We start from the raw sequence: 12,231 nt of genomic DNA on the forward strand, positions 1-12,231 counted from the left end.
AAAAAATTTGTTGTTTTAAGTTTTTGCTCCTTTTACAAATAGCTTACGCAGTATTATATCATTTGCTTTTTGTGAAAAATATGAGTTTTCTCACATAAATCTGGAATTTAGAGAAGTTTTATAGTAAGATAAATTATAAAAACAGAGTTTGAAAGAGACTTGTCTATGAAAATAAAAAAGGCGAACGAAATAATTCCCTCCTATATCAGTAATATCTTTTCCTTTGATATTACTCCATATGCCAAATGGAAAGAATTCCGAAAAAATGAGTTAATATGCAGAGAAGGTGATGATTTATCTGATCTGGTATTTTTAATAAAAGGAAATGCTAAACTTTTCCTGACTCATGAAAACGGTAAAGTTACCATCATTGATTTTTTTAAATCTCCTACTTTATTTGGGGAGATGGAATTTATGGGGGCACAGAAATTTTCCAATGGAGTCATTGCTTTGGATAAGTGCATATGTATCCTGTTACCTCTAAGGGAAATCAGCCATCTTTTAAAAAATGATACTAAATTTTTAAATTATCTGTGCCTTTTTTTATGCCGGAAGGCTTTGCGCAATACCTCGAATTATGCGACCAACCAGAACTATCCTCTGGTGAACCGTTTGGCAAATTTTATACTATTATCTGCAGATGGAGATATCTATAATAGGAAACACACAGAGGTTGCGGAATACCTCGGTGTCAGCTACCGTCATCTGCTTCATGTGTTTGCGTTTTTATGTGAGGCCGATATTTTGCAGCATATGGATAAAAAAACATACAGAATTAAGGATTTTACATCCCTTGCGACAATGGCTGTTAATGAGAACAGTTTATGACAAATATCTGGTTGTGAAAAAATACCCTGATAGTTAAGCACAGCCTCTTTTTCTGTGTCTGACTATCAGGGTACAGTTTACCTTTTTATTCAACCCATTATGACTGTTTATCCTGCCATTTTTTCCGTTCTACCAGTCTTCCCATGAAAAATGCGATTACTCCCACACCGATTCCAGTCTGAAGGCAGAACAGCAGACTCTCCACCTCCCCTGGAAGCTCTCCGCCTAAAGCCGTTTCCATGACCGGAGTAAACCAGGGTTCATATTCCGTCCCACGGATCTTGGTAATCATCTGGCTTCCTGCATCATCAGAACCTCCAAACTCCGCTCCTTTTACTGCAAACAGCGGAATAACTGCAATCAGGACTACCAGTCCCAGCAGTACGGCAATGATCTGTTTCTTACTTCTGCTCATCTTATTTTACCTCCTTTGCAAAACCAATCGCTTTTAACTCCGGCAGAGCATAGCTTTCAAGTGTCATTACAATGACCGTGGTGAGAATACCCTCAATCACCGCAAGGGGCAGCTGGGTGGGAGCAAATACACCCAGGAATTTTACTGCAGAAGCTCCCACACCCCCGATTTCAGAAGGATAGGCAAGAGCAAGCTGAAAACTGGTAACACAATATGTAAATAAATCGCCCAGTGTGGCAGCAAGAAAAACGGACGCCATCCTATTCACTTTTAATGCCTTACATAATCTGTATATTCCAAAAGACACGAAAGGACCTGCAATTGCCATGGAAAAGGTATTGGCTCCCAGTGTGGTGAGGCCGCCGTGTGCCAGCAGCACTGCCTGGAAAATCAATACGATAATACCCAGAATGCTGACTGCTGATGGTCCGAACAGAATCGCTCCCAGACCGGTTCCTGTCATGTGAGAACAGCTTCCGGTAACGGAAGGAATCTTTAATGAAGAGAGCACAAATACAAAGGCCCCCGACATGGCAAGCACGGTAATGGATCTCCTGTTATCCCTAAGTTTCTTCTGTATGGAAAAGAAACCGGCTGTGAGAAACGGTACGCTGATCGCTCCCCAGGCGATACAGTACCCCGCTGGCAGATAGCCCTCCATTATGTGCATGGCATAGGCACTGGAAACCATTCCAAATGTCAGCGCAAATGCAACTGCAAGTTTCATGATACTTTTTTCTTTCTTACTCATTTTCATTCTCCTTCCAATAAAATAAGCACCTCATATCCGATGATTCCCACTCATCAGACAGGTGCCCTATGGGTAAATCTTTGTATCACAAAGAGACTTCCCGGCACCGGTCATCGCTCGTAACCGGATACTTCTGACAAAAAGGCAGGTCTTCTGACTCATGCATCAATCACAGCAGCTCCGTCTTCCCGGTTTCCCAGTGACTTATGGAGCCCTGCTCTGCATATACAGCGGCGGGACCGTAAGGGACTTTCACCCTTTTCCCTATTATCCTGCGGAGAATTTCACAGGCACCTTTTTGATAATACGCTTGTATTGTAACTGTATTACCAGTTTCTGTCAATAACACAATGCAGTTTAACCTCATATCAAGCCTTAAGCAGGCGGTTTAACTCTTGTGTATTCTTAAAATGAGGACTGTTTTCAGGTATGATCCGGCTTTTCACCAGGCTGTCATAGACCTCCATTAAAACCGGCTTTCTCAAATTCCCCTGTTTCAAAACCGGACCGCAGGCGAGTATATCCGTTACCGGACCATCAGCAATAATTGTTCCTCCTGCAAATACAACAGCTCGGTCTGCCCACTGATAGGCAAAATCCACATCATGGGTGGAAATCAGCAGCGTTTTCCCCATATCCGACATTTCTCCAAGAACTTTCGTCAACATATCCACATTCACCGGATCTAAGGACGCAGTGGGTTCATCAAACAGGATTACCTCCGGCTCCATGGCAAGAATATCTGCTATGCTGACCCGCTTCTTCTCTCCTCCGCTTAAATAGTGGGGCGGCCGGTCCTTCAGCATTATTAAATTCATGGACTTTAAAGCCGTATCCACCCTGGTTTTTACCTGATCCCTGGGAAGTTTTAAATTCATGGGACCAAAGGAAACCTCTGCGTATACTGTGGAAGCAATGATCTGATTATCCGCGTCCTGAAACACGACTCCAACTTTCCTGCGAAGCTCACTTAGATCTTTTTTCCCTATCTTCTTTCCCTGATACCAGATCGTACCGGTATCCGGTATTAAAACTCCGTTTAGATTGAAAAAGCAGGTGGATTTCCCCGCTCCATTGGAGCCGAGAACTGCAATTTTCTCTCCTTTTCTCACAGACAGAGACACATCATGAAGTGCTCTGTTTCCTTCGCCATAGGAGTACGAAAGATGTTCTGCCTGTAAAAGTATTTCTTCCATCATTTAATCCTCCTATTTTATATCAGCAGCAAGAGCAGGAGAACTGCAATATAACCGGCTGCCACTGCAGCTTCTTTTCTTTTCACCGGCTTTACTTCTTCCATAAACAAAAGCTCGCCCTCATAACACCTGGAAGTCATTGCATCGTAATACGTTCCCGCTTTTTTTAACGAAACAAGAAAGAGATTTGCCCCGATCCCCCCGAAAGAACGGCATGAGGTAAAAAAGCTGCTGTAACCAAGCCTGGACTGCGCAGCCTGCTTCATGCGGCTCTGGACATCCATCATAACAAAGATGAACCGGTATATAAGATTCATCAGCTCCAACAACAGTCTGGGAAGAGGAAGCTTTCCCAGTAAATTAATAACCTCACTTGCCGGTGTGGAAAGCACAAGCATGTACATTGCACTTACGCAGGCCATTGCCTTAATAATCAAACGTGCAGAAAGTATGGCTCCGTCATCCGACAGATAAAGATAAAAACCAGGAAGCGATACGCAGAAACGTCCTGTGGGAGCGGAAGATATACCTACCACAATGGCAGCTGTTCCAAGAATCAGGAAAGTCACTGGAATCTTTAGAAGACCCAGATATTTCCAAAAGGACAAACCTCCCCAGATAACCGTCACCCCACCCATGGTCAGAAATACCGTAACTGAGACCAGATAATTTCCGGTTCCGATACAAATCAGTAATGCTGCAATTGCCACCACGGCTTTTAAACCCGGGTTCAGCCCTTTTAAGCGGGATTCATATGCATAGAAATCGATTGTATGAATGTTTTTCACCTCCTTTTAAGGCTGATTATAAGCCATTAAAATTTCCTCTGCAAGTATAGGTTTTATGGCAATGTAAATAAAATTTCCATTATTATGTAAATATACCAGTTTTTGCGCGCTATTCAAGGAAAATCCATCATGTTATAATTTATACTATAATAAATTGTGAAGGAGAACACGATGAAAAGAAGTACGAGAAAGGCAACCATGTGGGCATTATCTGTATTTTTACTTTTTCTAATCAGCAGCTTCTGCAATAATACAACATTTGCAGCAAAGCCTGACAGAAGCGCTTCCCCCCCACCACAAAATTTAAATGCGGGTAATATTACCGACACTTCAGTCACACTGACCTGGGAGGCTCCGGCAGGAAGTACCCGGGTGAGAGAATACCAGATTTATAAAAATAATACATATCTGGGTTCTGCTTCCACCGTTACATATACCGTAAATGGTTTGACACCAGCGACGACCTACCAGTTTTATGTGAAAGCTAAAAATAAAAGAAATGTATCTTTGCCAAGTAATACGGTAACTGTAACGACGGCGCAGCAGCCAGATTTACCTCCGGCAGACACGGAAACGCCGTCTGGTAGAATGGTTGGATATTATGCAGCATGGGAAGCGTACAAGGGATCCTTCCCCGATCAGATTGATGCCAGCAAGCTGACCCATATTAATTACGCCTTTGCAAATATCGGGCCGGATTTAAAGCTTACGCTTGGATATCCGGATATAGATCCCAATAATATCAGGCTTTTAAATGAACTGAAGCTTAAAAATCCCAACTTAAAAACGCTGATTTCCGTTGGTGGCTGGAACTGGTCAGGTAGATTCTCGGATGCAGCGCTTACCGACGCTTCCAGAACTGCCTTTGCAGACAGCTGTGTAGATTTTATAATTGAATATGGGTTTGACGGTGTGGATCTGGATTGGGAATATCCAGTAAGCGGAGGTCTGGTTACCAACAGCAGACGTCCGGAAGACAAACAGAATTTCACCCTGCTGCTTCAGAAAATCCGTGAAAAGCTGGATGCCCGTGGAGCAATGGACCAAAAGCACTATCTGCTCACCATTGCCGGAGGAGCCGATGCTTCCTACGTAAAAAATGTGGAGCTGTCCGCACTGGCACAGTATTTAGACTATGCAAATATTATGACTTATGATTTACACGGAACCTGGGATTCCTATACAGATTTACTGGCACCACTTTACAATAACAATGATTACTCCCCTCAATATAAAACAAGTGTTGATTCTGCAGTCAGTACCTGGTTAAATGCAGCCTTTCCTGCAGATAAGCTGGTTATGGGAATTCCATTTTACGGATATCTGTATTCTTCCGTCAATAACGCAAATAACGGTTTGTACCAGACATATGGCGGAGCCAACTCCATCAGCTACAAGGATATTAAAGCCAACTACTTAAACAAAGCGGATTATACCAGATACTTTCATTCTCAGTCAAAGGTTCCGTGGTTATTTAACGGCACAATCTTCATCAGCTATGAAGACCCTGAGTCCATTGGTTATAAAGCAGATTATATCAAATCCAGAAATTTAGGAGGAGCCATGATATGGGAACTGAGCCAGGATTCCAATGAGGAGCTTCTTAACACCCTGTATAACGGATTAAAATAACATTATTTAAAAGGCCGCTGCCATGCGGGTAAGTATTTACCCGCAGCGCAGCGGCCTATCACTTTACTGGTTTTCACTCATCTCTTCTTCTGTCAGGGTAAATACCTGTCTCTTACGAGCCATCTCATCACTTTCCAGATACTCATCATAGGTAGTGATCTTATCGATCAGCTGACCGCCTACAATCTCCATGATACGGTTTGCAGTTGTCTCTACGATCTGATGGTCACGGGAGGAGAAAAGAAGCACTCCCTGGAACTTCACCAGTCCGTTATTCAATGCTGTAATGGATTCCATGTCTAGGTGGTCCGTCGGCTCATCTAAAAGAAGTACATTCGCTCCGGAGATCATCAGTTTTGAAAGCATGCAGCGCACCTTCTCACCACCGGATAAAACTTTTACTTTCTTTACACCGTCTTCTCCTGCAAAAAGCATACGTCCCAGGAAACCACGTACATAAGTAGCATCCTTTTCAGGAGAATACTGGGTCAGCCAGTCCACGATGGTGTCATCATTATCGAATTCTGCGGTATTATCCTTGGGGAAATAGCACTGGGTTGTGGTAAGCCCCCATTTATAATCGCCTTCATCCGCTTCCATCTCACCGGAAAGAATCTTAAACAGGACGGTCTTCGCAAGCTCGTTGGGCCCTACAAAAGCCACCTTATCCTCTCTGGTTAAGGTAAATGAAATATGATCAAGAACCTTTACCCCATCAATGGTTTTGGATAAATTATTAACAGTAAGAACCTCATTCCCGATCTCACGGGCCGGACGGAAATCAATATAGGGATATTTCCGGCTGGAAGGTTTGATGTCATCCAGTTCAATCTTTTCTAAGGCACGTTTTCTGGAAGTTGCCTGCTTGGATTTGGAAGCATTGGCTGAGAAACGCTGAATAAAGTCCTGCAGTTCCTTAATCTTTTCTTCCTTCTTCCTGTTGGCTTCCTTCATCTGCTTCACCATAAGCTGGCTTGATTCATACCAGAAGTCATAGTTACCGGCATAAAGCTGGATCTTGCTGTAGTCGATGTCTGCTATATGGGTGCAGACCTTATTTAAAAAGTAACGGTCATGGGAAACCACGATTACCGTATTTTCAAAATTAATTAAAAACTCTTCCAGCCATGCAATCGCATCCAGATCCAAATGGTTGGTCGGCTCATCTAACAAAAGAATGTCCGGATTACCAAAAAGAGCCTGTGCAAGGAGCACTTTCACCTTCTGGGCACCGGTTAGATCCTTCATCAGTTTATAATGGAATTCGGTCTCAATTCCAAGGCCGTTTAAAAGGTTTGCAGCATCGGACTCCGCTTCCCAGCCGTTCATGGTTGCGAATTCTCCCTCCAGATCTGCAGCCTTAATACCATCCTCATCCGTGAAGTCTTCCTTCATGTAGATGGCATCCTTTTCCTTCATAATCTCATATAATCTCACATTTCCCATGATTACCGTATCAAGAACCTGACACTCATCATATTTAAAATGGTCCTGTTTTAAGAATGAAAGTCTCTGACCCGGTGTGATCACAATATCACCGCCGGTAGGCTCCAGTTCGCCGGAAAGAATTTTTAAGAACGTGGATTTACCGGCACCGTTGGCACCGATTAAGCCATAACAGTTGCCTTCCGTAAACTTAATATTTACATCTTCAAACAATGCTTTTTTTCCAAGTCTTAATGTTACGTTATGTGCACTAATCATCTTAATTCCCTTTCTGAAATCTGGTTTTAATCCATATCATAAGCTACGCCGAAATCATCAAAATAGGGGTCTTTTGGCCCCTGATCTGTCATCTCTCTTATTTTACATGAAAATCCCGAATTTGCAAGCCTTTTATCAAAAAAGCCCTGCCCATCCGGGATTTATACCTGGTTTACTTCGCTGCTTCCACCTTTAATGGGAAGTTGGATTCACTTCCTGCATCATAGGTAACCGTTACATAGGTAACTTTTACCAAAGCACCGCTTCCATTGCTGTCATCACTGGCGTTTCCAAGCACGCCCGACTCCAGCCCTTCGCAGTTATCTTTAATAAAGCCCATCTCTTTTCCAGAATCTGTATTAATGGTAAAGGTACTCATAGCCTGATCCCTTACACTTCCGGTCACTTCCTTTACTTCCATCTTATCCTGAGCATCCAGAACTAGAACAACCTTTGCATTGGTCGTATCAGAGCCGGAAATCTCTCCTTTATAGATGATGGAAACTTTCACATCCGGTTCCAGTGAATAAGAGGTTTCAACCATAACATCATTCAGATGGAAGGCAGCTTTTGCATCGCCGTTTAAGACAGTCATGGACTCCATATTATCAGTTACTTCCGTGACCTTACCGGTCAATATCTTAAATTCTGCTGTACTTCCGGGCGCCTGGGTACTTGCCGCCGGAGAAGTTTCATTCACGGTTTTAGTCTCTGTTTCCGCAACGGTACCGGCTGCGCTCTGTGTCTGCTCTGGTGATTTACCGCATGCGGTAAATAAAGCAGCTGCGCAGACAGCTAATGCAATAATCAAAGTCCTTTTCATAAAGCATCCTCTTTTCTCTGTTTGCCATTTCATGTTATACCGATTTAGTATACCATCCGATTGTGAAGAGTTTTTTTCTTTTTTCTTAATATTATAGAATATCTCCATACCTTCCAAGAAAACTCTGGGTTCTCAAATTGCTGGATGCAAACACCTCATCCGGAGTCCCTTCCTCAACAATCACACCCTCTGCCATAAAAATCACCCGGTCGGAGATATCCCTGGCAAATGCCATCTCATGGGTGACAATTACCATGGCAATATGCAGATCTGCCAGGGATTTAATAACCTTAAGTACTTCACCGGTCAGCTCAGGATCCAGCGCGGAAGTCGGCTCATCAAAAAAGAGAATTTTAGGATTTAATGCAAGCGCTCTGGCAATCGCAACTCTCTGGCACTGCCCGCCGGACAACTGGCAGGGATATGCATCTGCCTTATCCGCAAGCCCCATCTTCTGAAGGAGTACTTTTGCCTCACTGACTGCTTCTTCTTTACTCCGCTTCTGAACATGAATTGGTGCATCAATAATATTATCCAGAACAGTCATATGAGGAAACAGATTGAAATTCTGAAAAACCAGACCATAATTTTTCTGGATCTCTCTCAGTTTTTCTTTCTTTGCATAGACAGAAGTCCCACCGCTTCCATTCCACGCAGCCTTCTCTCCCAGATAAAACAATTCGCCTCCATCCATCTGTTCCAGCATGGTGGCACATCGAAGCAGAGTAGACTTTCCGGAACCGGAAGGCCCGATGACAGAAAGAATCTCTCCTTCTTTCACAGCAAGAGAGATATCCCGAAGAACTCTCTGCTGGTCAAATGATTTTTCCACATGGTTCATTTCCAGTACGTGCATCTCGCTTCCTCCTATTGGTAATAATTCATCCGTTTTTCTATGTATTCCATGAGCATGGCTACAACCAGGTTGAATACATAGTAGAAAAGACCTGCTGCCACAAAAGGAATCAGGCTTGTCTGGGAAGATGCCAGCGCCTTTGCTACAGCAAACATCTCCAGTACACTGATGGTAAACGCAAGGGAAGTATCCTTAACCAGTGTAATTACCTCGTTTGTAACTGAAGGAAGAATCCGTTTTACTACCTGAGGAAATATGATTCTGAAAAATGTCTGATTCTTTGTATATCCCAGAAGCTTTGCCGCCTCATACTGCCCCGCAGGCATGGACTGGATGCCGCTTCTGTATATTTCTGCAAAATAGGCTGCATAGTTGATAACAAAGCCGATAAAAGCAGCCCAAAGCCGGTAACCGTTCCCAACCTTTACTCCAAAAAGGTAATAGGGACCAAAATACACCACCATAAGCTGCAGCATCAAAGGGGTTCCTCTCATGACTGAAATATAGAATTTAACAATGGCCTCTATGACCCGGTTTTTAGACATCCTCCCAAAGGAGACCAAAAGTCCCAGAGGCAGAGAAAAGATGAGTGTCACCAGAAAGATCTGGATGCTGACCCACATTCCTCCTGCCAGTTGTGTAAGTATCTTTGTAAAAGCCATGATTGCCCTCCGTCAGTATCAATTATTTTCCTATTGTTGTTACATCTTTACCGAACCATTTTTCGGAAATGGTCTTTAAGGTACCGTCTGCAGCCATTGCTTCCAGCTGCTCCTGCACCTGGTCTTTTAAGGCTTCATTTCCCTTTTTAAAGCCGACTCCGTATTCCTCTGCTGCAAGCGCTTCATCAAGAATAACAAAATCCGCCTTTCTCTGCTGGATCTGATAAGCTGCTACGATCTCATCCATTGCCACACAGTTTACAGCCCCCATTTCCAGATCCATAAAAGCAGTATTGTAATCCGGAGTTGTCTGAAGTGTCTGGAAGGTTTTGGCTAATGTGTCATCATCCTTTAATGCGGCCTCTGCAGATGAATCGGCCTGCACCTCCACTACCTTACCGGATAGATCGGCAAGCGTCTTGATTCCGGAATCCTTTGCCACAACAAAGACCTGGCGGTTAGCCATATAAGGCTTTGTCCAGGTATATCCATCTTCTCTTCCATTGATGGTAAAGCCATTCCAGATACAGTCTATGTTACCGCTCTCCAGTTCCATATCCTTCGCATCCCAGGCAATTGGCTGGGGTGTGAAGGTTTTACCCAGGCGGTCTGCCACCTCTTTTGCAAGGTCTAAATCAAATCCTGTATATTCCCCGTTGTCTCCCACAAATCCCATAGGAGGGAAATCCTGATCAAATCCAACGGTAAATGTATCTTTTCCGGTGTCCGCCGCAGTCGTCTCCTCTGCTTTTTCAGTTCCTGCAGATGAAGATTCTGCTTTCTTTGTTTCTGCCGCTGCAGGCACATCCTTTTTCGCTCCACAGCCGCTTAATAAAACCGCTGCTCCTAATAATGCCGCTGCCATAATCATGCCTTTTTTCATAACATAAATCCTCCTCGTAATTTTCATGTGTTACCATGGTAGCATAGTAAAGTGTTTCTGTAAAGAAGAAATTTATGTATAATCTGCTAAAACCTTATAAATGTAAAGATAAGAATCAGTATTACGATTGCGGCAGCCCCTCCAGCCAGAAACACCGGACTTAAAATCCCTTCACTCCGCGCTGTATCTGTCTCTGGCTCCGCAAGCATTCCCCATGGACTCAGTATTAAAACTCCCTGGGGCACCTCTTTGAAATTCCCGCTGCTTAAAAACTCTGAGAATTCATTCCAGTCCCGTTCAATTAATTTCCTGCCTTCCTTAAAATCCTCAGCAGGGTTTCTTTTGTCTTTTGTAAAAAAAGGCTCTGGCTCTCTTGTATTTTCTGTGATTTCTTTTTTCTTTAAAAATTGCTGATAGGCATAACGGAGTCCTTTATTGGCGGCCTCATTCACATCGGCCTTTGTCTGATATAAATTCATGATGTAATAAAAAATCTTGTATACATCCTTTGTTTCAAAAACTGGTTTTCTTCCTGACGCTCCTGAATTGTTCCGCGATGACCTGACCGCCATCTCCTGAATCCATTTATCAGTCAATCGGTCACCGGCTTCTCTTAAATCCATGGCAAGACCTTTTTCCAGCCCCAGAGATGATGCAAAAATCTGTGATTTTATTGACATAAGCGCCGCTAAAAATCCCCAGAGTTCTTCGCTCTTTCCCGTCAGACCTGCAAGCTTAAACAGATTCCCTTCTCTGTTCAAATACGATGCAAGACGCTGGGCTGTCTCCAGATCTTTTATCTCATAAATCCTTCCGGTTTTCAGCGGAGAGAGCGTTAAACTGGCCCCGTGGTTCTTTCCCGCTTTCCCCTTTAAAGAAACGCCTCTCTCCAGTATCATCAATGAAGTTTCTTTCATCAGGTTCTTAGCGTATCCTGGGTTGTTTTTAATCGTACCCGCACCTGCCGGCTGGTAAATGATTCCCGTATTGACCTCATTTTCGTTATCCGGGACCGGAGTTCTGATTCCACTTTCATTAACAGCCTCTGCTGAACTTCCCGTTAAATCTCTGCCCCCGAACATCTGATTCAGCTCTGCCTCAGTTAAATTCTTTCCCATGACACTGCGGCAGACTGCCGCCCGCAATGCAATGATACTTACAGCAGATCCATAATTTTTAAACAATTGCTCCAGGTCCCCAAGGCGGGACACCAAAAGTTTTTGAAGCAGCAGAGACAACTCCTGATTCAGCCGGTCTGCTTCTTCCCCCTCCTGAGTCCCATGGGTAAGAACTGCTAAGAGAAGCTCCTGATAAATTTTTGCCAGCCGGTTTAATTCCTCTGAAACAGGAATCGTTTCAGAAGGACACCAATCCGTAATCTCTCGAAAAGCTTCCTTCCACTCTTCCTCATCCCAAAGATCAGATGAATCGCGTACGGAAGCAGTATCTCTGTCCGCTCCTGATTGTTTTGGTTTATCTGATTTTTCCGATTGCTCTGCTTTTGCCTCTTCCTTTATAGCCTGAGTCTGGGCAATGGCCTCATTTAACAGAATCTCACCTGTGATAATACCTTTCGGGTTCAAGTCCGTTATCTCACTCATATTACCCTCCGGCGTTCCCTCTGCTTTTAGATCCCCCGGAAAGGCCGGGTCCTGCACCCTGATTTCCATCTTTTATCCTTTTCTGGCGTATG

General features: G+C 43.6%; 12 protein-coding genes and 1 riboswitch. Of the genes, 2 read left to right on the top strand and 10 right to left on the bottom strand.

Annotated elements, in window-relative coordinates; translation table 11 throughout:
- Positions 1-165: 165 nt before the first annotated feature.
- On the top strand, positions 166-828 hold the full coding sequence (gene yeiL, locus CRO04_RS17035) for a transcriptional regulator YeiL (RefSeq protein WP_097005441.1): 663 nt from the start codon (positions 166-168) through the stop codon (positions 826-828).
- A gap of 97 nt (positions 829-925) precedes the next feature.
- On the opposite strand, the gene CRO04_RS17040 is transcribed toward yeiL, so the two are convergent.
- The 4 genes from CRO04_RS17040 to cbiQ form a co-directional block, all read right to left on the bottom strand.
- Positions 926-1,243, bottom strand: coding sequence for an energy-coupling factor ABC transporter substrate-binding protein (locus CRO04_RS17040; RefSeq protein WP_097005442.1), 318 nt, complete (start codon positions 1,241-1,243; stop codon positions 926-928).
- Position 1,244: 1 nt separating this feature from the next.
- Positions 1,245-1,994 carry an energy-coupling factor ABC transporter permease gene (locus CRO04_RS17045; protein ID WP_097005443.1) on the bottom strand — a complete coding sequence of 250 codons (750 nt, stop codon included), beginning with the start codon at positions 1,992-1,994 and terminating at the stop codon, positions 1,245-1,247.
- A 125-nt stretch (positions 1,995-2,119) separates the two neighbouring features.
- Positions 2,120-2,307, bottom strand: a riboswitch (cobalamin riboswitch).
- Between the two features lie 55 nt (positions 2,308-2,362).
- Positions 2,363-3,190 carry an ABC transporter ATP-binding protein gene (locus tag CRO04_RS17050; RefSeq protein ID WP_097005502.1) on the bottom strand — a complete coding sequence of 276 codons (828 nt, stop codon included), beginning with the start codon at positions 3,188-3,190 and terminating at the stop codon, positions 2,363-2,365.
- Between the two features lie 17 nt (positions 3,191-3,207).
- A complete protein-coding gene (gene cbiQ, locus CRO04_RS17055; protein WP_242974529.1) occupies positions 3,208-3,978 on the bottom strand; it encodes a cobalt ECF transporter T component CbiQ in 771 nt (256 codons plus the stop codon).
- Positions 3,979-4,149: 171 nt separating this feature from the next.
- Here cbiQ and CRO04_RS17060 point away from each other — a divergent pair, with 171 nt between their 5' ends.
- Entirely contained in the window at positions 4,150-5,610 is a 1,461-nt protein-coding gene (locus tag CRO04_RS17060) for a glycosyl hydrolase family 18 protein (protein WP_097005444.1), read from the top strand.
- Positions 5,611-5,673: 63 nt separating this feature from the next.
- On the opposite strand, the gene CRO04_RS17065 is transcribed toward CRO04_RS17060, so the two are convergent.
- The 6 genes from CRO04_RS17065 to CRO04_RS17090 form a co-directional block, all read right to left on the bottom strand.
- Positions 5,674-7,314 (bottom strand): ABC-F family ATP-binding cassette domain-containing protein, encoded by a 1,641-nt coding sequence (locus tag CRO04_RS17065; RefSeq protein WP_097005445.1) that lies wholly within the window; start codon positions 7,312-7,314, stop codon positions 5,674-5,676.
- 172 nt (positions 7,315-7,486) lie between these two features.
- Positions 7,487-8,137, bottom strand: a complete 651-nt coding sequence (locus CRO04_RS17070; RefSeq protein ID WP_097005446.1) for a hypothetical protein — start codon at positions 8,135-8,137, stop codon at positions 7,487-7,489.
- Between the two features lie 91 nt (positions 8,138-8,228).
- The gene (locus CRO04_RS17075) at positions 8,229-8,993 is read right to left on the bottom strand and encodes an amino acid ABC transporter ATP-binding protein (RefSeq protein ID WP_097005447.1); all 765 of its coding nucleotides are present in this window, start codon (positions 8,991-8,993) and stop codon (positions 8,229-8,231) included.
- A gap of 11 nt (positions 8,994-9,004) precedes the next feature.
- The gene (locus CRO04_RS17080) at positions 9,005-9,655 is read right to left on the bottom strand and encodes an amino acid ABC transporter permease (protein WP_097005448.1); all 651 of its coding nucleotides are present in this window, start codon (positions 9,653-9,655) and stop codon (positions 9,005-9,007) included.
- Positions 9,656-9,677: 22 nt separating this feature from the next.
- Positions 9,678-10,538, bottom strand: coding sequence for an amino acid ABC transporter substrate-binding protein (locus CRO04_RS17085; protein WP_097005449.1), 861 nt, complete (start codon positions 10,536-10,538; stop codon positions 9,678-9,680).
- A gap of 86 nt (positions 10,539-10,624) precedes the next feature.
- Positions 10,625-12,208 (bottom strand): hypothetical protein, encoded by a 1,584-nt coding sequence (locus tag CRO04_RS17090; protein ID WP_097005450.1) that lies wholly within the window; start codon positions 12,206-12,208, stop codon positions 10,625-10,627.
- Positions 12,209-12,231 lie beyond the last annotated feature (23 nt).

The organism is Lacrimispora amygdalina (genome assembly GCF_900205965.1).
Classification (GTDB): domain Bacteria; phylum Bacillota; class Clostridia; order Lachnospirales; family Lachnospiraceae; genus Lacrimispora; species Lacrimispora amygdalina_A.